General features: G+C 71.5%; 15 protein-coding genes. 8 read left to right on the plus strand and 7 right to left on the minus strand.

All coding sequences use genetic code 11. The features are described from left to right. Positions 1 to 104: 104 nt before the first annotated feature. On the minus strand, positions 105 to 1,592 hold the full coding sequence (locus ABZ840_RS29100; RefSeq protein ID WP_361564111.1) for a Gfo/Idh/MocA family oxidoreductase: 1,488 nt from the start codon (positions 1,590 to 1,592) through the stop codon (positions 105 to 107). A gap of 415 nt (positions 1,593 to 2,007) precedes the next feature. Here ABZ840_RS29100 and ABZ840_RS29105 point away from each other — a divergent pair, with 415 nt between their 5' ends. Beyond that, the gene (locus tag ABZ840_RS29105; protein ID WP_361564114.1) at positions 2,008 to 3,387 is read left to right on the plus strand and encodes an alpha-amylase family protein; all 1,380 of its coding nucleotides are present in this window, start codon (positions 2,008 to 2,010) and stop codon (positions 3,385 to 3,387) included. A gap of 57 nt (positions 3,388 to 3,444) precedes the next feature. Here the strand turns inward: ABZ840_RS29105 and ABZ840_RS29110 are convergent, their stop codons facing one another. Both ABZ840_RS29110 and ABZ840_RS29115 read right to left on the minus strand, forming a co-directional pair. Next, complete coding sequence (locus tag ABZ840_RS29110) at positions 3,445 to 6,387, minus strand: FAD-binding and (Fe-S)-binding domain-containing protein (RefSeq protein WP_361564116.1); 2,943 nt, start codon at positions 6,385 to 6,387, stop codon at positions 3,445 to 3,447. 28 nt (positions 6,388 to 6,415) lie between these two features. Beyond that, positions 6,416 to 6,799 carry a MarR family transcriptional regulator gene (locus tag ABZ840_RS29115; protein WP_361564491.1) on the minus strand — a complete coding sequence of 128 codons (384 nt, stop codon included), beginning with the start codon at positions 6,797 to 6,799 and terminating at the stop codon, positions 6,416 to 6,418. 242 nt (positions 6,800 to 7,041) lie between these two features. Here ABZ840_RS29115 and ABZ840_RS29120 point away from each other — a divergent pair, with 242 nt between their 5' ends. Both ABZ840_RS29120 and ABZ840_RS29125 read left to right on the plus strand, forming a co-directional pair. Further along, positions 7,042 to 8,925: an ABC transporter ATP-binding protein gene (locus tag ABZ840_RS29120; protein ID WP_361564119.1), complete on the plus strand. Its 1,884-nt coding sequence runs from the start codon at positions 7,042 to 7,044 to the stop codon at positions 8,923 to 8,925. 10 nt (positions 8,926 to 8,935) lie between these two features. Next, on the plus strand, positions 8,936 to 9,358 hold the full coding sequence (locus ABZ840_RS29125) for an ASCH domain-containing protein (protein ID WP_361564122.1): 423 nt from the start codon (positions 8,936 to 8,938) through the stop codon (positions 9,356 to 9,358). 85 nt (positions 9,359 to 9,443) lie between these two features. Here ABZ840_RS29125 and ABZ840_RS29130 read toward each other — a convergent pair whose 3' ends face one another. From ABZ840_RS29130 to ABZ840_RS29145, 4 genes are all read right to left on the minus strand, one after another. Continuing rightward, positions 9,444 to 12,632 (minus strand): glycoside hydrolase family 2 TIM barrel-domain containing protein, encoded by a 3,189-nt coding sequence (locus ABZ840_RS29130; RefSeq protein WP_361564124.1) that lies wholly within the window; start codon positions 12,630 to 12,632, stop codon positions 9,444 to 9,446. Positions 12,633 to 12,741: 109 nt separating this feature from the next. Beyond that, positions 12,742 to 13,386, minus strand: coding sequence for an LUD domain-containing protein (locus tag ABZ840_RS29135; RefSeq protein ID WP_361564127.1), 645 nt, complete (start codon positions 13,384 to 13,386; stop codon positions 12,742 to 12,744). Continuing rightward, entirely contained in the window at positions 13,383 to 14,876 is a 1,494-nt protein-coding gene (locus tag ABZ840_RS29140; RefSeq protein ID WP_361564129.1) for a lactate utilization protein B, read from the minus strand. The genes ABZ840_RS29135 and ABZ840_RS29140 overlap by 4 nt, the downstream gene beginning before the upstream one ends. 16 nt (positions 14,877 to 14,892) lie before the next feature. Further along, on the minus strand, positions 14,893 to 15,645 hold the full coding sequence (locus ABZ840_RS29145) for a (Fe-S)-binding protein (RefSeq protein ID WP_361564132.1): 753 nt from the start codon (positions 15,643 to 15,645) through the stop codon (positions 14,893 to 14,895). A 123-nt stretch (positions 15,646 to 15,768) separates the two neighbouring features. Between ABZ840_RS29145 and ABZ840_RS29150 the strand changes: the two genes are divergently transcribed. From ABZ840_RS29150 to ABZ840_RS29170, 5 genes are all read left to right on the plus strand, one after another. Further along, positions 15,769 to 17,073 carry an MFS transporter gene (locus ABZ840_RS29150; RefSeq protein ID WP_361564135.1) on the plus strand — a complete coding sequence of 435 codons (1,305 nt, stop codon included), beginning with the start codon at positions 15,769 to 15,771 and terminating at the stop codon, positions 17,071 to 17,073. A gap of 530 nt (positions 17,074 to 17,603) precedes the next feature. After that, on the plus strand, positions 17,604 to 17,942 hold the full coding sequence (locus ABZ840_RS29155; RefSeq protein ID WP_361564138.1) for a hypothetical protein: 339 nt from the start codon (positions 17,604 to 17,606) through the stop codon (positions 17,940 to 17,942). 31 nt (positions 17,943 to 17,973) lie between these two features. After that, entirely contained in the window at positions 17,974 to 18,291 is a 318-nt protein-coding gene (locus tag ABZ840_RS29160; RefSeq protein ID WP_361564141.1) for a hypothetical protein, read from the plus strand. Between the two features lie 184 nt (positions 18,292 to 18,475). Further along, positions 18,476 to 19,588, plus strand: a complete 1,113-nt coding sequence (locus ABZ840_RS29165) for an acyltransferase family protein (RefSeq protein ID WP_361564143.1) — start codon at positions 18,476 to 18,478, stop codon at positions 19,586 to 19,588. Positions 19,589 to 19,737: 149 nt separating this feature from the next. Further along, the gene (locus ABZ840_RS29170) at positions 19,738 to 20,259 is read left to right on the plus strand and encodes an Asp23/Gls24 family envelope stress response protein (protein WP_361564146.1); all 522 of its coding nucleotides are present in this window, start codon (positions 19,738 to 19,740) and stop codon (positions 20,257 to 20,259) included. Positions 20,260 to 20,426: the final 167 nt, after the last annotated feature.

Raw genomic sequence — 20,426 nt, forward strand, 5'->3', positions numbered from 1 at the left:
CGGTCATGGCCGCGACCACCAGGTACTCGTGGTCGGCGTGAGCGCCGCCACCGACCGCGCCCACCTGACCCCGGCCCCGCCTCCCGCATGGAGACTTCCCGCCGTCAGGCCTTCGGCTTCTCCGAGTCCATCCCCGGCCGGGCCTTCTTCCAGTCCCCGCGGGTGAAGTCCGGGATCTCCATCGGCTTGCCGTGGGCCTTGATCGACAGGTCGCTCAGCGGTACCGGCGCGGTCCAGGTCGCCGCGTCGTACACGTCGAAGTCGGGCACCAGGCCCAGGTGCATGCACTGGGTCAGCCGGAAAACCAGCATGTAGTCCATGCCGCCGTGGCCGCCGGGCGGGTTGGCGTGCTCCTTCCACAGCCAGTGGTCCCACTCGGCGTACGCGCCGAAGTCGCCCCACTCGTCGTTGGTGTGGTCCGGCTCGATGTAGATCCGCTCCGGGTAGTCCTCGAAGACGCCCTTCGTGCCGCCGAGGCTGTTGATGCGGCTGTACGGGTGCGGCGTGGACACGTCGTGCTCCAGGCGGATCACGCGGCCCTTGGCGGTCTGGACGAGGGAAACCGTCCGGTCGCTCTCGATGTACGTCTCCTTCCAGCTCGGGTCGCCCGCCGGCATGTGCTCCTTGCGGTACGCGGCCAGGCCCAGGGCGGGCGTGCCGAAGCTGGAGATCCGTACGGCGCGGTCGCCGCGGTTGACGTCCATGTAGTTGGCGACGGGCCCGAACCCGTGGTTGGGGTACAGGTCGCCGCGCAGCCGGGTGTGCCACAGCCGCCGCCACGGGCCCTCGTAGTAGTCCGGGTCGAACATCAGGCCGCGCAGGTCGTGGTTGTAGGCCCCGGCGCCGTGCAGCAGGTCTCCAAACAGGCCCGCGTGCGCCATCCGCAGCACCCGCATCTCGTTCCGCCCGTAGCAGCAGTTCTCCAGCTGGAGACAGTGCTTGCGGGTGTACTCCGAGAGGTCGACCAGCTCCCACAGCTGGTCCAGCCGGAGCGCGACCGGGCACTCGACGCCCACGTGCTTGCCGTTGAGCATGGCGGTCTTCGCCATCTCGAAGTGCCAGTCCCAGGGCGACGCGACGTACACGAAGTCGATGTCGCCGCGCTTGCAGAGGTTCTCGAAGTCGCGGTCGCCCTTGGCGTAGACGGCGGGCGCCGGCTGCCCCGCGTCGGTGACCTTCTTCGCCGCCTTGGCGGTCTTCTCCTTGACCGGGTCGCACACCGCCACGACCCGTGTGTTCGGCACGGCGAGGAAGAGGTCGATCATGGAGCCGCCGCGGTTGCCGAGGCCGACGATGCCGACGCGTACGGTGCTGCGTCCCTCGAACGGCACGCCGATCATGGTCCTGCCGCGCCGCTTCGGTGCCGCGGCGGTGTCGGCCGCCCCGCCGGGCGCCGGTGCGGCCGCCGCCGTGCCGCTCGCGCCGAACGCGCCCAGCCCGGCGAGCCCGAGGCCGGCGCCGGCCGTGCCCGCGGTCCGCAGGACCGACCGGCGGCTCGGCCCGTCGCCGTCGGGCGCGGCCGGTTCCGTGCCGTCCGGGGCGCCGGGGAGGCGGTTCTCGTCGTCGTGCTGCTCGGGTCTTGCGTCATGCATGGGGCCTCCTGGAGTGCGGACGGTGCCCGGCGGCTGCGTGCGTGGACCTCGGTGGGGCTGGGTGCGGGTGGAACTCCGTACGGGCGGCTGCCTGTGCCACAGCCGCCGTGCGGACGTGCGCGTACCGGTGAAGCGCGGCACGACGTGTGCCGCGAGGTATGCCGACGTGTGTGCGCGAACCTCGGTGAGGACCCTGGCGGTTGATACGGACGCGCCACAAGGGGGCGAATTGGACTCCTGAGGCGAACACTTGGACTCCCGTCTTGCGCAAGTGACTGGAATTTCTTGCGGAATGCCTTGACGTGTTCACTTCGTAAAGGCAAGCTCCCTCGCGGATTCCCCCCACGGCGGCCTCGGCGCGTGGCTGCCTTCGAGGGCGCGGCTCCCTGCCGCGTCCGTTCGTTGAAGGAGCCGCATGCTGCATCACCGATCCCGGATACTCGGCGGCACGCTGGCCGGTGTGCTCGTCGCCGGCGGCCTCGCCGCGCTCGCCCCTTGGAGCTCGCAGGCCACCCCGCCCGGAGAGAAGACCGTCACCGCCACGCTGTTCGAGCGGCCGTACGCGGACGTCGCCAAGATCTGCACCGATCAGCTCGGCCCGGCCGGTTACGGCTATGTCGAGGTCTCGCCCGCTTCGGAGCACATCAAGGGCGACCAGTGGTGGACGTCGTACCAGCCGGTCAGCTACAAGATCGCGGGGCGGCTCGGCGACCGGGACGCCTTCGCGTCGATGGTCTCCGCCTGCCACGAAGCGGGCGTCAAGGTCGTCGCCGACGCCGTCATCAACCACATGTCGTCCGGGTCCGGCACCGGAACCGGCGGCACGCAGTACACGAAGTACGGCTACCCCGGGTACTTCCAGGACCAGGACTTCCACGCCTGCCGCAAGGACATCTCCGACTACGGCAACCGCGAGAACGTCCAGACCTGCGAACTGGTCGGGCTGTCCGACCTGGACACCGGCAGCGACGCCGTCCGGACCACCATCGCCGAGTACCTCGACGACCTGCGCTCCCTCGGTGTCGACGGCTTCCGCATCGACGCGGCCAAGCACATGGCGGCCGACGACATGGCCGCGATCAAGGGCAAGATGAGCGACCCGGGTTTCTGGGTCTCCGAAGTCATCTACGGGGGCGGAGAGGCGGTGCAGCCCGACGAGTACAAGGGCATCGGCGACGTCGACGAGTTCCGTTACGGGGGCCACCTCAAGAGCGCCTTCCAGGGCGGCAGCATCGCCCAGCTCAAGAACATCGCCGACGGGAAGCTCAGCAGCGAGTCGGCACGTACCTTTGTCGACAACTGGGACACCGAGCGTAACGGCTCGACGCTCACCTACAAGGACGGCGCGGCGTACACCCTCGCCAATGCCTTCATGCTGGCCTCGCCCTACGGCTCGCCGAACGTCTTCTCCGGCTACGAGTGGTCCGACAAGGACGCGGGCCCGCCCAGCGCAGCCGACGGCTGGACGAACATGCACGCCAAGCAGGAGATCACCGGGATGGTGGGCTTCCGCAACGCGGTCGGCGGCGCCGAGCTGACCGACTGGTGGGACAACGGGTCGAGCGCGATCGCCTTCGGGCGCGGCGACAAGGGCTTCGTGGCCCTCAACGCCGGGGACGGTGAGCTGTCCCAGTCCTTCGCGACCTCGCTGCCGGCCGGTACGTACTGCAACGTCGCCAAGGCCGCGCCGGACGACTGCGACGGCAACACCGTCACCGTCGGCGACGACGGCAAGGCGCAGCTGACCGTGCCCGCGAAGGGCGCGGTGGCCCTGCACGTGGACGCCAAGAGCTGAACGCGCGCGTGCGGCGCGGGAGCCGCACGTACGCGCACGTGAGGCGCGGCCCGCCCCTCAGGCGGGCCGCGTCGCGCGCTCCAGCTCCATGAGGACGGAGTAGTACCCGCGGCCCTGTGTCGCGTGGTCCATGCCCACCTCGCACATGCGGTTCGCCGACAGATGCGCGTCGAAGTGACGGGACGTCACCTCGGCCGCCTCGCGGGCCGTCGCCGCCTCGGTCAGTTCCTTGTGCAGCATCCCGCGGTCGCCGGCGAAGGCGCAGCAGCCCGCGTCGTCCGGCACCACCACCTCCTGGGCGCAGGCCTCAGCGACCGTACGCAGCTGCGCCTCGTCGCCCAGGTGGCGCATCGAACAGGTGGGGTGCAGTACCGCGGAGTCCACGGTCCGCACCACTTCCAGGTGCGGCAGCAGTTCCTCGGCCGCCCAGACGACGGAGTCGACGACGGTCAGCTCGGCGTGCAGTTGCTTGTTGTCCTCGGTGAGATACGGGACCACCTCGTGGGCGATGCCCAGCGTGCACGAGGACGCGTCCACGACCAGCGGGAGGCGGCCGCCCGCGGTCCAGCCCCAGGCCGCCTCGACGATCCGGTTCGCCATCACGGCGTTGCCCTCGTCGTAGCCCTTGGAGTGCCAGATCGTGGCGCAGCAGGTGCCCGCGACGTCGTCCGGGATCCATACCGGCTTCCCGGCCCGCCGGGAGACCGCGACGACGGCCTCGGGGAGCGAGGGGCCCCGGTACCCGTCCGGTTCGCCGAAGATGCGGTTCACACAGGCCGGGTAGTACACGGCGACCGCGTCCTGCTTGCGGGTGGGCGGCAGCCGGCGGGCCGCGGCGCCCGGTACCTCGGGCAGCCAGCGCGGTACGAGGTCGGGGCGTACGGCCTTGCGGGCGGCGTCCGTGACGGTCTCCAGCAGCCGGTCGCCGAGCCGCTGCCCGATCCGGTCCGCCGCCGCGACCGCGAGCCGTGCCGACGCCTCGACGGCCTTGAAGCGCTTAGCGGTGAGCGCGGCGGTCTTCTCCTCGCGCGGGGAGTGCCGCCGGTGCCGGAAGTCCTTCATCATCGCGCCGGTGTCGATGCCCACCGGGCAGGCCAGCTTGCAGGTGGAGTCGCCGGCGCAGGTGTCCACCGCGTCGTAGCCGTACGCGTCCAGGAGCGCGTCGGTCACCGGCGAGTCCGGGTGCTGGCGCATCATCTCGCGGCGCAGCACGATGCGCTGGCGGGGCGTGGTGGTGAGGTCGCGGCTGGGGCAGACCGGTTCGCAGAAGCCGCACTCGATGCAGGGGTCGGCGACCGCCTCGACCTCGGGGATGGTCTTCAGGCCGCGGAGGTGGGCCTTCGGGTCGCGGTCCAGGACGACGCGGGGCGCGAGAATGCCGTGCGGGTCGAACAGGTCCTTGATCCGCCACATGAGATCCGTGGCGCGCGGCCCCCACTCCAGCTCCAGGAAGGGCGCGATGTTGCGGCCGGTGGCGTGCTCGGCCTTGAGTGAGCCGTCGAAGCGCTCCACGGTCATCCGGCAGAACTCGTCCATGAAGGCCGCGTAGCGTGCCACGTCCTCGGGCTTCGAGGCGTCGAACGCGAGGAGGAAGTGCAGGTTGCCGTGGGCGGCGTGGCCGGCGACCGCGGCGTCGAAGCCGTGCCGGGCCTGCATCTCCAGCAGGGCCGTACAGGCGTCGGCGAGCTGCTCGGGCGGTACGGCGAAGTCCTCGGTGATCAGCGTCGTACCGGAGGGCCGGGAGCCGCCGACCGCGGTGACGAACGCCTTGCGGGCCTTCCAGTAGCCGGCGATGGTGCCCGGGTCGCGGGTGAACTCGTTGGTGACGGACTCGACCGGCGCGACCAGTTCCAGGTCGTTCAGCAGCTGCTCGGCGGCGGCTTCGTACGCCGCCTGCCGCTCCTCGTCGGGGGCGCGGAACTCCACGAGCAGCGCGGTCGTTTCCGTGGGGAGTGCCGCCCAGTCGGCGGGCACTCCGGCGACGCGGACCGAGGCGCGCAGCGTGTTGCCGTCCATCAGCTCCACGGCGAGCGCGCCCGCTTCGTTGAAGCGCGGGACGGCGGCGGCAGCGGCCCGCAGATCGGGGAAGAAGAGCAATGCGGTGGAGGTGCGGCGGCCCAGCGGGAGGGTGTCGAATACCGTCTCGGCGATGAAGCCGAGGGTGCCCTGCGAGCCGACGATCAGGCCGCGCAGGATCTCGACGGGGGTGGCGCCGTCGAGGAAGGCGTCGAGCCGGTAGCCGTTGGTGTTCTTGAGGGTGTACTTGGCGCGGATGCGGGCGACCAGTTCCGGGTCGGCCTCGATCTCCGTCTTCAGGGCCAGCAGCCCTTCGTACAGCGCGGGTTCGGCGTGGGCCAGCTCCTCGTCGGCGGCCGGGTCGGCGGTGTCCACGACGGTGCCCGAGGGGAGGACGACGGTGGCGGAGGCCAGGGTGCGGTAGGAGTTCCGGGTGGTGCCGGCCGTCATGCCGGAGGCGTTGTTGGCGACCACGCCGCCGACGGTGCAGGCGAGGGCGCTGGCCGGGTCGGGGCCGAGGAGGCGGCCGTGGCGGGCGAGGGTGATGTTGGCCCGTGCGACGGTCGTGCCGGGGCCGATGCGGGCGCGCTCGCCGTCGCCCAGCACCTCGATGCCGTCCCAGTGCCGGCGTACGTCGACGAGGATGTCCTCGCCCTGCGCCTGCCCGTTGAGCGAGGTGCCGGCGGCGCGCAGGACGACCTTGCGGCCGCGGCCGTGCGCGTAGGAGAAGACCGCCGAGACGTCGTCGATGTCCTCGGCGACCACGACCACCTGGGGGACGAACCGGTACGGGCTGGCGTCGGAGGCGTACTTCACCAGGTCGGAGAGGCCGTGCAGGACCTTCTCCGGGCCGAGCAGCGCGGTCAGGTCGCCGCGCAGCGGTTCGGGGGTGCCGGACGCCTGCGCGTCCGCCACCCGGTCGACCGCCGGGCCCTCGGTCGTGGCGGGCCGCAGTGCGGTCGGTTCCGGCTCCAGCAACGGCATGGCTTCTCCTCGTCAGCGGCCCATCGGGTCAGCGGTGCCGCCCCGGCCCGTCGTCGACCAGGGTGGCCAGCAGACCGCCGAGCACCTCGCGCTGGTCGGCGGTCAATGGAGCAAGGATGTCCTCCGCGGCGGCCCGGCGCGCGCTCCGCAGCGCCCCGAGTGTCGTCCGGCCGGTCTCGGTCAGCTCGATCCGCACCACCCGGCGGTTGGCCGGGTCCGGCACCCGGCGTACCGCGTCCGCCGCCTCCAGGGCGTCCACCAGGGTGGTCACGGCGCGCGGGACGACGTCCAGCCGCGCTGCCAGGTCCGCCATCCGGGGCGGGGTGTCGCAGTGCGCCACGATGCGCAGCAGTCGGGACTGGGCGGGGGTGAGGGCGAGCGGCTCCAGGTGCCGCTTCTGGGCGCGGTGCATGCGCCGGGTGAGCCGTACCAGCTGTTCGGCGAGGTCGGTATCGGGTGCGGCGGGCGCGTCGGCGCGCGGGCCGGCGTCCTTCCGTGCGCGCGTTCCGGTGCCGGGCTCGGTCTGGGGGGAGGGCATGCCCGGAGGGTACCAGGACCAAGTTCATTGTGAGTATAGGTAACAATCGGCTACGCTCGACGGACGCCCGGTCCTGCCGGGTTCCCGGCCCCTCATCCACCGCTCGAAGGAGCTCATTGCGCCCCGACAACGTCGACTGGACCCCACCGCCCAAGGACGAGCAGCAGCCCGTCCAGCTGCGCCGGATCCTGCGCCTCTTCCGCCCCTACCGCGGCCGGCTGGCCGTGGTCGGCCTGCTCGTGGCCGCCGCCTCCCTGGTCTCCGTCGCCTCGCCGTTCCTGCTGCGCGAGATCCTGGACGTGGCGATCCCGGAGCGGCGCACCGGACTCCTCAGCCTGCTCGCGCTCGGCATGATCGTCACCGCGGTGATGAACAGCGTCTTCGGCGTGCTCCAGACGCTGATCTCCACCACCGTCGGCCAGCGCGTCATGCACGACCTGCGGACCGGCGTCTACGCCAAGCTCCAGCGGATGCCGCTGGCGTTCTTCACCCGTACGCGCACCGGCGAGGTGCAGTCCCGCATCGCCAACGACATCGGCGGCATGCAGGCCACCGTCACCTCCACCGCGACTTCCCTGGTCTCCAACCTCACCAGCGTGGTCGCCACCGTCGTGGCCATGATCGCCCTGGACTGGCGGCTCACCGTCGTCTCGCTCCTGCTGCTGCCGCTCTTCGTCTGGGTCAGCCGCCGCGTCGGCAACGAGCGCAAGCGCATCACCACCAAGCGGCAGAAGCAGATGGCCACGATGTCCGCGATCGTCACCGAATCGCTCTCCGTCTCGGGCATCCTGCTCGGCCGCACGATGGGCCGCGCCGACTCGCTCACCCGGAACTTCACCGCCGAGTCCGAGCGCCTGGTCGACCTGGAGGTGCGCGCCAACATGGCGGGCCGCTGGCGGATGGCCACCATCGGCATCGTGATGGCCGCCATGCCCGCGCTGATCTACTGGGCGGCGGGCATCGTCCTCCAGGTCGGCGGGCCGGTCTTCTCCCTCGGCACGCTCGTCGCCTTCGTCTCCCTCCAGCAGGGCCTGCTGCGCCCGGCCACCTCGCTGCTGACCACCGGCGTGCAGATGCAGACCTCGCTCGCGCTGTTCCAGCGCATCTTCGAGTACCTCGACCTGCCCGTGGCCATCACCGAGCCCGAGAAGCCGGTACGGCTGGCGACACCGCGCGGCGAGGTCCGCTTCGAGGACGTGTCCTTCGCGTACGACCCCGCCGCCGCCCCCACGCTCAGCGGCATCGACCTGACCGTTCCCGCGGGCGGCAGCCTCGCCGTGGTCGGTCCGACCGGCAGCGGCAAGTCCACGCTCAGCTATCTGGTGCCGCGGCTGTACGACGTGACCGGCGGACGGGTGACCCTGGACGGGGTGGACGTCCGCGCGCTGGACTTCGACACCCTCGCCCGCTCGGTCGGCGTGGTCTCCCAGGAGACCTACCTCTTCCACGCCTCGGTCGCCGAGAACCTGCGCTTCGCCAAGCCCGAAGCGACCGACGAGGAGATCGAGCGCGCCGCGCGGGCCGCCCAGATCCACGACCACATCGCGGCCCTGCCCGAGGGCTACGACACCGTGGTGGGCGAGCGGGGCTACCGCTTCTCCGGTGGCGAGAAGCAGCGCCTGGCCATCGCCCGCACGATCCTGCGCGACCCGCCGGTACTGGTGCTCGACGAGGCCACCAGCGCCCTGGACACCCGTACCGAGCACGCCGTCCAGCGGGCCATCGACAGGCTCTCGGCGGGCCGTACGACGATCACCATCGCGCACCGGCTCTCCACCGTCCGCGACGCCGACCAGATCGTCGTCCTGGACGCCGGCCGGATCGCCGAACGCGGCACGCACGACGAGCTGCTGGCGGCCGACGGACGGTACGCCGCACTGGTACGCCGCGACGCGGACACCGCGTCGCCGGAGGCACCGCACGACAGCGCGGGGACCGGACCGGACCCGGCGTCGCAGGGCCCCGGTAATCCGCTGGCCCTGCCCCAGCCGGCGCCCTAGGCTCCGGGGCATGACCTCGAACGACGCCCTGCCCGCCTTTGAACTCGGCTTTCCCGGGGAGCTGCGGGACAGGCTGGTGGCGGCGGTGCTCTCCGGCGCCAAGACGGCGACCACGGGCCTCGCCGAGGAGTACGCCCTCGAAGGGGAGCCGCTGCCCGAGGCGGGGGAGCGGCGGGCCGTCCCGGACTCGGCGGGGCGGACGGTGGCCGTCATCGAGGTGACCGAGGTACGCGTGCTGCGCCTCGGGGACGTCGACCCGGCACACGCCGTGGACGAGGGCGAGGGACACACCACGGTCGCCGAGTGGCGGGCCGCGCACGAGGAGTTCTGGCACGGCCCGGAGCTGCGCGCGGCGCTCGGCGACCCGGAGTTCACCGTCGACGACGACACCCTGGTCGTCGCCGAGCGGTTCCGCGTCGTCGAACGCCACTGACCCGACGGCGAACGCACCACGTACCGCCTGCCGTCGGCGCTCGATCAGCAGGCGTGCCCAGTCCCCCTGCCGTCGGCCGCTCTCGTTATGCGGGAGTCAGCCGGTACCCGTAGGTGTACTCCCGGTCCGCGTGCAGGAGGTACTGCTCCAGCGGGGGCGCGCCCCAGGAGTCGTTGCCGCCGACGCCCGTCTGGCGGTGGTTGACGCCGAGCACGGTCTCCGGGCGGGGCTTCAGTTCGTAGGGATGGCGGGGGCCTTCCAGGTCGGCCGGGGTGTGGTGGAGCGCGTTGATCTCCAGCAGGGGCGCGTTGTCGCCCGGTTCGGCACGAACGGCCAGGCCCGCGCCGTCCCGGTCGGTCAGGGAGGCGTGCCGGACGTCGACCGCGTTGCCGCTCTCCTGCGGCCGGAGGTAGGGGCCGAGCCGGTCGGCGACCGCTGCGCGGTGGCGGCCGACGAACGCGGCGGTGTGCCGGTCCCAGTAGTTCTCCTGCGGTCCGCGGCCGTACCACTGGAGGGTGCCGAAGCCGGCCGGGACCGTGAGCAGCGCGCCGACCAGTGGGATGTCGGGCAGTCCCGCCCCCGGCTTCAGTGTGTGCCGCACGCGGACCTCGCCGTCGCCGCGCACGGTGAAGACGGTGTGCCAGGTGGAGACGGCGGGTGCGGTGGGCAGGGTGGCGGTGACCTCGATGGTCACCTCGGAACCGGACGGCTGCTCGGCCGTGATCCTGCCGACGGTCCGCTTCGCGCCCGCTTCCCGCCAGGTACGCAGCGACTTCTCGGCCCCACGGCCGATGTCGTTGTCGGTGGGCGCCCGCCAGAAGTTGGGCACCGGGCCGTCGGTCAGCAGCGTCCGGCCGCGGTGCCGGTAGCCGGCCAGGGTACCGGTGGACTTGTCCAGGACCAGCTCCATGTCCCTGCCGCTGACCGTGACCGCCTTGTCCGTCTCGGAGACCGTGAGCGCGGGCAGCGAGGACGCCGGGGGATCGGCCGGGGCCGCGGCCTTCCAGGGCAGGGCCAGCTGCTCGGCGGCGACGCTGTGGCCCGCGTCGGCCCAACGGGTGCCGCGGCGCAGCACGAAGGAGAGGTTCAGCCAGTACTCGGCGCCGGGCTCGGGGTGAGCGGGGCGCCGGTACGGAATGCGTACGGTGCCGTCCTGGCCCGGCTCGATCTGCGGCGCTGGGAGCGTGCCGTGCTGGATGCGCGCCCCGTCACGCGTGACCTCCCACCGCAGCTCGTACGCGTCCAGGCCGAGGAAGAGCTGCTTGTTGGTGACCCGCACGGTCCCGGACGTCAGGTCGCCGGCCGCCATCCGGACCGCCTGGTAGACCTTCTTCACCTCGTGGATCGCGGGGTGCGGGGTGCGGTCGCAGGAGACGATGCCGTTGCCGGAGAAGTTGCCGTCGGTGGGGTAGCCGGGCTTCCAGTCGCCGCCGTAGGAGAAGTAGGTGCGCCTGCGGTCGCCGGGGACCGGGAGCCGGATGGCCTGGTCGCAGTAGTCCCAGATGAAGCCGCCGTGCAGGTTCGGGTAGCGCTCGATGATGTCCCAGTACTCGCGGAAGTTGCCGGTGCTGTTGCCCATGGAGTGCGCGTACTCGCACAGGATGAACGGCTTCGCGTTGCCGGACTTCCCGTACTTCTCGACGTCGGCCGGCTTGGTGTACATCTGGCTCTCCATGTCGGCCACGGAGTTCATGCCCTCGTAGTGAAGGGGCCGCGAGGAGTCACGCGCGCGGGCCCACTCCGCCATCGCCTTGAAGTTGTCGCCCTGGCCCGCCTCGTTGCCCAGCGACCAGACCACGATCGAGGGATGGTTCTTGTCGCGCTCGACCATCGAGCGCATGCGGTCCACGCAGGCGTCGGTCCACTCCGGAAGGCTCGCGGGGAGGTGGTCACGCACGCCGTGCGTCTCCAGGTTCGCCTCGCCGATGACGTAGAGCCCGTACTCGTCGCACAGCTCCAGCCAGCGCTGCGCGTTCGGATAGTGCGAGGTGCGCACCGCGTTGATGTTGTGCTGCTTCATGATGCGGATGTCCTGGAGCATCCGCTTCTCGGGCACCGCCTGGCCGTGGTCCGGGTCGGACTCGTGGCGGTTGACCCCGCGGAAGACGAGGGGTACGCCGTTGACGGTGAACTGCCCCGGCTCGCAGACGATCGAACGGAAGCCGACACGGGTGCGCTGGATGTCGACGGCCTTGCCGTCCGGGCCGGTCAGGGTGGTCACGAGCGTGTAGAGGTTCGGGTCCTCGGCCGACCAGAGGGCGGGCGCCCGCACATCGGCGGCGGCCTCGACCGTGACCTGCTCGTCCTCGCCGAACCGCACGTCGGCGGTGAGCGGCCGGGGCAGCGCCGGCCGGCCCTGCGCGTCGTACAGCGTTGCGGAGAGCCGGTGGCTGCCGGGCGTGCCGCCGCCGCTGTTCCGTACGGTCGCCGAGAGCTTCAGCGTCGCGTCGCGGTACGCCGCGTCCAGTCCGGTGTGCACGAAGAGGTCGTGCACATGGACGCGGGGGACGGAGTACAGGTACACCTCGCGGAAGATCCCGGACAGGTCGATCATGTCCTGGTCCTCCAGCCAGCTGCCGTCGGACCAGCGGTAGACCTCGACGGCCAGGCTGTTCTCGCCCTTCTTCAGTGCACCGGTGATGTCGAACTCGGCGGGCGTGTAGCTGTCCTCGCTGTAGCCCACCTGCTCGCCGTTGACCCACACGAAGAACGCGGACTTCACGCCCTGGAAGGAGAGCAGGGTCCGGCGGCCGTCCCAGTCCTCCGGGACGGTGAACGTGCGGCGGTAGGAGCCGACCGGGTTGAACTCGTGCGGTACCTGCGGCGGCTGCGGGTCCTCGTAACCGGTCCACGGGTACTTGATGTTGAGGTAGACCGGGTGCGGATAGCCCTCGATCTCCCAGTTGGACGGCACGGGGATGCGGTCCCAGGAACGGTCGTCGAAGCCGGGCGCGTGGAAGCCGGCCGGGCGCTCGTCGGGGTTCTTCGACCAGTGGAAGCGCCAGGTGCCGTTGAGGGAGCGGTAGTACGGGGAGCGGTCGGTCTCCCCGGCCAGCGCGGCCGCGGTGTCGCGGTACGGGATCAGGCGCGGACGGGCGGGCTCGCGGTTGACCTGGAACGTGCCGGGCGCGGCGTTCCACTCCTCGCCCGCTCTCGCGCCGGCCCGTCCGGCCACCGCGGCGAAGGCTTCTTTCTGTGCGCTGAAGGCGGCCCAGCCGGCCAGTGCGGTGCCGGTGGCGAGGAACGAGCGGCGGCTGAAACGACGCGACGTCATGCGACAGCTCCGAACGTAAGGCAACAGGAAGCGTCAGGATCGAACGCAATCCTTCGGCAACACAAGCCTCACGCACGCCATTTGGCTCAGCAGGACACGCAGACCCCACTTATGGCGTCATCAGCACCACCTCCAGCGTGCGCGGCCCGTGCACGCCCTCCACCCGGTCCAGTTCGATGTCGCTCGTCGCGGACGGCCCGGAGATCCAGGTCAGCGGGCGCCGCGGGGAAAGCCGCTCCAGCGCCTGCGGCACCGACGCCACGACCTGCTCCGGTACCCGTACGACGCAGATGTGGTGGTCCGGCACCAGCGTGATGCGGCGGCGCCCTTGATCCGGGCCCGCGTCCAGGACGATCGTGCCGGTCTCGGCGATCGCCACCGCGCAGCCCGTCACCACGCTGTCGATCGCGTCCAGTTCGTCCGGCGTCGCCTCCGGCGCGTCCGGCACCACCTCCACGTCGCACTCCGCCAGCCACTCGGCGGGCAGCCCCGCCGGCACCACCACCGACCGCGAGCCCCGCTCGCCCAGCAGGTGCGCGAGCAGCGCCGGGAGCCCGGCGGCGTGGATGTCGTGGACCACCGCACGGTAGTCGGCGAGGTTCTCCGCCAGCAGCCGGGCGGTGTCCGCCGCCGGCCGGTCGCCGTGCGCCCGCAGATAGTCCCTCGGTACCGGTGTCTCCTCGGGGCCGGCGGCGCGTGGAACGTCCGCCAGTGCCCGGCGCACCCTCGCCAGTACCACGTCCCGGCTGCTCACTTCGCGCCCTCCTGTCCACTGCCGCGCTCCCCGCCCCGGGTGCGCTGCCACCAGTCCCGGAACGACTCCGCCGGCACCGGCGGCAGGTCCCGGGTGTCGGTCCAGGCACGTCCCGGCCCCGGCAGCCGCCGCGGATGCAGCCTCCGGGTGCGCGCCGCCAGCCGCTGCCCCGTGCGCAGCACACCGGGCCGGTCGAACGCGAAGGCGGCGGCCCGCATCGCCGCCCGCTCCGCCGCGTGCCCCTTCGCAGGCTGGAGCACCGTCCGCACTCCGCCCCGGGTGACCTTGCCGCCCTCCACCACCCGCTCCCGCAGATGCACCAGCACCTCCGGGATGTCGATGGCCACCGGGCACACCTCGTAGCACGCCCCGCACAGCGACGACGCGTACGGCAGCGAGGCGTCCAGCTCGCTCGCCGTGCCGCGCAGCTGCGGTGTCAGGATCGCGCCGATCGGCCCCGGATACGCCGAGCCGTACGCGTGGCCGCCGGCCCGCTCGTACACCGGGCAGACGTTCAGGCACGCGGAGCACCGGATGCAGCGCAGCGCCTGCCGCCCCACCGTGTCGGCGAGCGTGTCCGTCCGCCCGTTGTCCAGCAGGACCAGGTGGAACGTCCGCGGCCCGTCCCCGTCCGTGGTGCCGGTCCACATCGAGGTGTACGGGTTCATCCGCTCGGCCGTGGCCGAGCGCGGCAGCAACTGCAGGAATACCTCAAGGTCCTGCCAGGTGGGCACCACCTTCTCGATGCCCACGACGGAGATCAGGGTCTCCGGCAGCGTCAGGCACATCCGGCCGTTGCCCTCGGACTCCACGACCACCAGCGTCCCGGTCTCCGCCACCATGAAGTTGGCGCCCGAGATGCCGACCTTGGCGCGCAGGAACTTCTCCCGCAGGTGCAGCCGCGCCGCCTCGGCCAGTTCGGCGGGCCGGTCGCTCAGTCCGTCCGGTGCCGGGCGTCCCCAGTCGCCCATCTCCGAGCGGAAGATGTCGCGGATCTCGGAGCGGTTGCGGTGGATGGCCGGGACCAGGATGTGGGACGGCCGGTCCTTGCCGAGCTGCACGATCAGCTCAGCGAGGTCCGTCTCGTACGCGCTGATCCCGGCCTCGGCCAGCGCCTCGTTGAGCCCGGTCTCCTGCGTGGCCATCGACTTGACCTTGACGACCTCGCGCTCGCCGGTGGCCCGGACGAGACGCGTCACGATGCGGTTGGCCTCCGCGGCATCGGCCGCCCAGTGCACCTGGCCGCCCGCTGCGGTCACCGCCTCTTCCAAGCGCTCCAGATAGTGATCCAGATGGCGCAGCGTACGGTCCTTGATCGCCTGCCCCGCCGTGCGCAGCTGAGCCCAGTCGTCCAGCTCACCCACCGCTCTGGCGCGCTTGTCGCGGATGGTGTGCGTGGCGTGGCGCAGATTGGCGCGCAGGCGGGTGTCGCGGGTGGAGCGGGCGGCGGCCGCCGTGAAGGCCGGCATGCCCAGGTCGGTGACGCTCACAGGACGTTCCCTTCGCTCACAGGACGTTCCCTTCCGTACTGGCCAGGATCTCCGCGAGATGGACGGGACGGACCGTCGAGCCCTGGCGGGAGAGCATGCCGCCGATGTGCATCAGACAGGAGTTGTCGACCGTGCAGACCGCCGCCGCGCCGGTCTCCTGGATGTGCCGGGTCTTGTCGGCACCCATCGCCGCGGACACCGCCGGGTTCTTCACCGCGAACGTGCCGCCGAAGCCGCAGCACTCCTGCGCCCCCTCCAGCTCCCGCAGCTCCAGGCCCTTGACGTGCGACAGCAGGGCGCGCGGCCGGTCCCCGAGCCCCAGCATCCGCAGCCCGTGACAGGTCGGGTGGTAGGTGACCGGGTGCGGGTAGTACGCGCCCACGTCCGTCACCTTCAACACATCGACCAGGAACTCCGTCAGCTCGTACGTCTTCGGCACGGCCTCGGCCGCCGCCTCGGTCAACGCCCCGCCGCGCCCCTCCGCAGCGGCCTTCGCGCCCATGCGCGGGTAGTTGTCCCGGACCATCGCCGCGCACGACCCGGAGGGCACCACCACGTACTCGTAGTCGCGGAACACCCGCGCGTACCGGAGCGCCAGCGGCTCCGTGGCGTGCCGGTAGCCGGTGTTGAACTGCGGCTGTCCACAACAGCTCTGCTCCGCCGGGAAGCCGACCTCCACCCCCAGGCGTTCCAGGAGCGTGACCACCGCGCGGCCGGTCCGTGGATAGAGAGTGTCGTTGATGCAGGTGACGAACAGTGCTACGCGCACGTTGCCATCTCCTTTCGGCCGCACTCGGACCTGGCGGCCACCGGCCTCGCGGGGGCATGATCACCTGATGGCTCATCCTGCCCGAGCGGCAGGGGCACGTGAAGGACCCGGGAGCGGAGGCGCATGTCGAGCGCGGAGAACAAGACGGCCGAAGAGGCGGCGGGGGAGCGGCGCCCGGTGTCCGCGGTGCGCCAGCTCGCGGCGGCGTCCGTGGGCAATGCGGTCGAATGGTACGACTGGTACACCTATACCTTCCTTGCCACGTACATCGCCGCGCAGATCTTTCCCAAGAGCGCGTCGAACTCGCTGGTGCCGCTGCTGTCGACGTTCGCGGTCTTCGCGGTGGGGTTCTTCATGCGGCCCGTGGGCGGGCTGCTGATGGGCGCGGTCGCCGACCGGCGTGGGCGGCGTGCGGCGCTGACGGTGACCATTCTGCTGATGGGCGGCAGCAGCCTGCTGGTGGGGCTGACGCCGACGTACGCCGCCGCCGGAGTCCTCGCGCCGGTCGTCCTCGTCCTGGCCCGGCTGCTGCAAGGGCTGTCGGTGGGCGGGGAGTTCGCCGCTTCGACCACGTTCCTCGTGGAGTCCGCCGGCCCCGGCCGCCGCGGACTCTTCTCCAGCTTCCAGTACGTCTCGACGACCATCGGGCAGCTCGTCGCGTCCGGCGTCGCGGCGCTGCTCGTCGCGAACCTCGCGCCCGCCACCATGGACGGCTGGGGCTGGCGGGTCCCGTTCGTACTGGGTGCGCTCCTGAGCCTGGTCGGCTTCTGGGTCCGGCGCGGCGCGGAGGAGACCCGCAGCGAGGAGCAGGCGAAGGCGCCCCGGCCCGGCCTCTTCGAGGCGCTGCGCCGCCATCCGCGCGAGTCGCTGCTGATCTGCGGCATCACGGCCGGCGGCACGCTCGCGTACTACACGTGGACGTCGTACCTGCCGACGTACGCCGAGCTCAACGCCGGGGTGGACAAGGCGGACGCGCTGCTGGCGGGCACCGTCTCGCTGATGTTCTTCGCCGTGCTCCAGCCGGTCGCGGGAATGGTGTCCGACCGCTTCGGGCGCAAGCCGCTGCTGCTGATGTTCGGGATCGGCTTCGCCCTGTTGGTCGTGCCGCTGCTGCGCGCGCTCGACGATTCCTTCGTCACGCTGCTGCTCGTGCAGTGCGCGGGCATGATCCTGCTGAGCGGCTTCACGGCCATCTCGGCGGCCGTGAACGCGGAGGTCTTCCCGGCCCGGGTCCGCGCGGCGGGCATCGGCTTCCCCTACTCCCTCACCGTCGCCCTCTTCGGCGGCACGGCCCCCTACATCGGCACGCTCTTCAAGGACCTGGGCCAGGCCGGCCTCTTCCCCGTGTACGTGGCCGTACTGTGCCTGGTCTCCTCCGCCGTCTACCTCCGACTTCCCGAAACCGCCCACCGGCCGCTGGAGAGGTGAGCCCCTGTCAGGCCCGGTAAAGACGGCGGGCGCCGCTCCCCCTTGGGACGAGGGGGAGCGGCGCCCGGTGATGCGGTTCCGTCAGACGAGCCAGCCCACGAAGTGGATGACGCCGGCCAGCACGTTGGTGAGGAAGTCCATCGGGTCGTTCTCCTTGTACATGGTGCGTTTCTGGGACACGCCCCCGCTCCGGAAAGGGACTTCGGCCGAGGGCGGCGCGGTAACGGTCTGCAGCCCGTCGCTTGCGCCCCGTAAGCTTCACCTGCCTCAGGCAACTAAAGAAAGCCCTTTAGTGGGCGATCACGCGTTCTGGGGAACAACCGCTCCCGTGTTCGTCTGTTCGTAGCCGGGAGTGCCGGGCGCGGGGCTGGGCGCCGGGTGCCGGGGGTCGGTAGCCGCAGGCTCCACCCCGCCACCGCCCGTACCGCCCGGCACGTCCGTAGTGTCTTCGGCGCGGCGAATTCCGGGATTGCCGGGCGCGTCGGCCGTTTTTATGCTGCCGCCATCGGAATTGACCGGGGGAGGCAGCCGTGTTCGTGGTCAGCCGGTATTTCCTGTGGGTGACGGGAAGCCTGACGGCTTCCGTGACCCTTGCGCTGAATCCGGACCGCCGGTATCTCATCACCGGCGGGCTCACCGGAAAGTACGGGGACGCCTACGGGCAGGTCTTCATCTCCACGGTGTGCGTCCGGAGCGGCAGTGACCAGGTGCTCTGCGGGGTCCGGGACGATCCGGCCGACACCCCGGCGGACAACATCCGCCGGCTCAACATCAATGAATTCCTCAACAACGCGACGCGGGTGACCGTAAAACTCCGCAGTGACGGCGGCGGCCACCGCGCCGAGGGAATCGTTTACGACATCACCTGAAGCCCGAGGGGCCGACGGGAAAGGGTGCACGATGAAAACGGTCAGCTATGTCGTGTACGACGGGGACACCGGCGCTGTCGTCCACATTCACGCCGAGCCGGTGGACATGGACAGCTCCCCGGAGGAAATCCTCCGGCACGCCGACCCGCGGCGGCAGCGGGAGAACCTGAAGGTGCTCAAGGTGCCCGCCGACGCGCCGTCCGCCGCCCCGATGCGGGTCGTGGACGAGCGCATCGTCTTCGAGACCGGCGGCCGCGCGGCGCAGGCCGAGGCGGCGACGACCGGCGGCGCGGGCCTGACCGACGGTTCACCTGTAGAGGGGGCGGAGCGCACCTACGAACCCCGGTGAGCCACACGGCCGCCGTCCGACACCGTGGTGGGACATCCGACACAGTGGTGGGACATTCGACGCCACGCCCCATGGGGCCCTAGGGTCGTGCCCTACAACGTGTAGGAGGAGGGTGGGCCGTCCCGCTCACGGTGACCGGTGGGGACAGCGGGTGGCACACCGCGGTCATCGCTGAGGAGGCCACGTGGGACAGCGCTCGCCGGACGTGCCGGGGGCAGGACGCGATCCATTCTTCGACAACGCGAAACTGCTGGCCATGGTGCTGGTCGTGGCGGGACACGCCTGGCAGCCGCTCAAGGACAGCCACGCCGTGTGGTCCGCGTACCTGTTCCTTTACATGTTCCACATGCCGCTGTTCATCGTGATCTCCGGCTACTTCTCGCGGAGTTTCGTCCTCAAGCCCGAGCAGGGCAAGCGGCTCATCACCGGCGTCGCGGTGCCGTATCTCCTCTTCGAAACCGCCTACACGCTGTACGGCAACGTCGTCGACGGCCGCCACAACGACCTCAGCCTGCTCTCCCCGTGGTACCTCACCTGGTTCCTCGCGGCGCTCTTCGTGTGGCGGCTCACGGCGCCCCTGTGGCGGGCGATGCGCTGGTGGGTCGCGGTCGGGCTCGCCTTCGCCGTCTCGCTGGTCGGCGCGGCCACCTCGGTGAGCGGCGTCCTCAACCTCGACCGCGTGCTCCAGTTCCTGCCCTTCTTCGTGATCGGCCTGGTGCTGCGCCCCGAGCACTGGCAGCTGCTGCGCGCGCGGTGGGTGCGGATCGCATCCGTACCGGTGCTGGTGGCGGGCGCGGCCTTCGCGTACTGGGCCAAGGGCCGGATGACGGCGCAGTGGGCCATGCACAACCACAGCTGGGGCGAGCTGCACGTCTCCTGGCCGGTCGGTGTGGCGATGGTGCTGGGCACGACGCTCTGCTCGCTCGTGCTCTCGGTGGCGTTCCTGGCGCTGGTTCCGCGCCGCCGCACGTGGTTCACCGCGCTCGGCGCCGGCACCCTCTGCGCCTACCTGCTGCACGGCTTCTTCGTGCGCACCGCCGCCTGGAAGGGCTGGTTCGACGCGGCGTTCTGGCACACCCCGGCCGGTGAACTGGCCGTCACCGTCTTCGGCGTCGCCCTCGCGCTGGCCCTCACCTCGCCCCCGGTGCGCCGCTTCTTCCGCCCGGTGATGGAGCCCCGGATGGACTGGGCCTTCCGTATGCCGCTGGTGCGCCGCCCGGCGCCCGCCCGGCCGGCCGAGGAGACCCCGGCACCGGCCGCGACCGCGGGATCGGGAAGCCGCACGACCGGCGGCTGAGGACGGCCCGCGTCTCGTCGTCGCGGCGGCGCGGGCGGCTCGCGGAAAAGTGGTGGCGGACCGCGTGACGGTCGCGGCTCCGGCGGGTCCAAGCGGGCAAGAGCGGGTGACCGCCACCGACGCACACCCGCCCGACCGAGGAGCCTTTCATGACGACGCAGCAGACGCCCCAGCAGCCGACGCAGCGGCCGAACGCCGCCAAGGGCACCGCTTCCCCGAAGGGCGCCCCCGCGGGCAACACCACCCTGAGCGGTGGCGCGGCCGGCGCCGACCAGCCCGCGGCGACGCGCGGCAGGACCGCCATCGCGGACGTCGTGGTCGTCAAGATCGCGGGCATGGCGGCGCGGGAGATCCCCGGCGTGTACGACATGGGCGGCGGCCTGTCCCGCACCTTCGGCGCCGTCCGCGACCGGGTGCCCGGCGGCCGTCCGAACGTCGGCCGCGGCGTGAGGGTCGAGGTCGGCGAGCGGCAGACGGCCATCGACCTGGACTTGGTCGTGGAGTACGGCGTACCGATCACGGACGTGGCACGGGACGTACGGGAGAACGTCGTCGCCGCGGTGGAACGCATCACGGGCCTGGAGGTCGTCGAGGTCAACATCGATGTGAACGACGTCCACCTGATCGAGGACGACACGGATTCCGCGCCGGCCGACTCGCGCGTGGCGTGAGCACCGCTCCTGCGGGCCGCACCTAGCCAACCCCTTTACGTATCCGCAGTGTTGCCGCTCCATGGCCGGTGTTGCGGCTTCGTGGCCAGACGGCGCACGGGCTTCCGTAAGCCCCGCGGCGCGTCCTACGGTCCGTGGCACCGGTCCAGGAAAGAGCGGGGCACGGG

It is taken from the genome of Streptomyces sp. NPDC047117 (assembly GCF_040643545.1).
Classification (GTDB): domain Bacteria; phylum Actinomycetota; class Actinomycetes; order Streptomycetales; family Streptomycetaceae; genus Streptomyces.

Excerpts from the sequence above, each read along its gene's own strand:
- ABZ840_RS29125 (WP_361564122.1), top strand. The coding sequence starts at position 8,936 with ATGACCTCGAACGACGCCCTGCCCGCCTTTGAACTCGGCTTTCCCGGG.
- ABZ840_RS29115 (WP_361564491.1), bottom strand. The coding sequence starts at position 6,799 with ATGCACCGCGCCCAGAAGCGGCACCTGGAGCCGCTCGCCCTCACCCCC.
- ABZ840_RS29130 (WP_361564124.1), bottom strand. The coding sequence starts at position 12,632 with ATGACGTCGCGTCGTTTCAGCCGCCGCTCGTTCCTCGCCACCGGCACC.
- ABZ840_RS29105 (WP_361564114.1), top strand. The coding sequence starts at position 2,008 with ATGCTGCATCACCGATCCCGGATACTCGGCGGCACGCTGGCCGGTGTG.
- ABZ840_RS29170 (WP_361564146.1), top strand. The coding sequence starts at position 19,738 with ATGACGACGCAGCAGACGCCCCAGCAGCCGACGCAGCGGCCGAACGCC.
- ABZ840_RS29100 (WP_361564111.1), bottom strand. The coding sequence starts at position 1,592 with ATGCATGACGCAAGACCCGAGCAGCACGACGACGAGAACCGCCTCCCC.
- ABZ840_RS29160 (WP_361564141.1), top strand. The coding sequence starts at position 17,974 with ATGAAAACGGTCAGCTATGTCGTGTACGACGGGGACACCGGCGCTGTC.
- ABZ840_RS29150 (WP_361564135.1), top strand. The coding sequence starts at position 15,769 with ATGTCGAGCGCGGAGAACAAGACGGCCGAAGAGGCGGCGGGGGAGCGG.
- ABZ840_RS29110 (WP_361564116.1), bottom strand. The coding sequence starts at position 6,387 with ATGCCGTTGCTGGAGCCGGAACCGACCGCACTGCGGCCCGCCACGACC.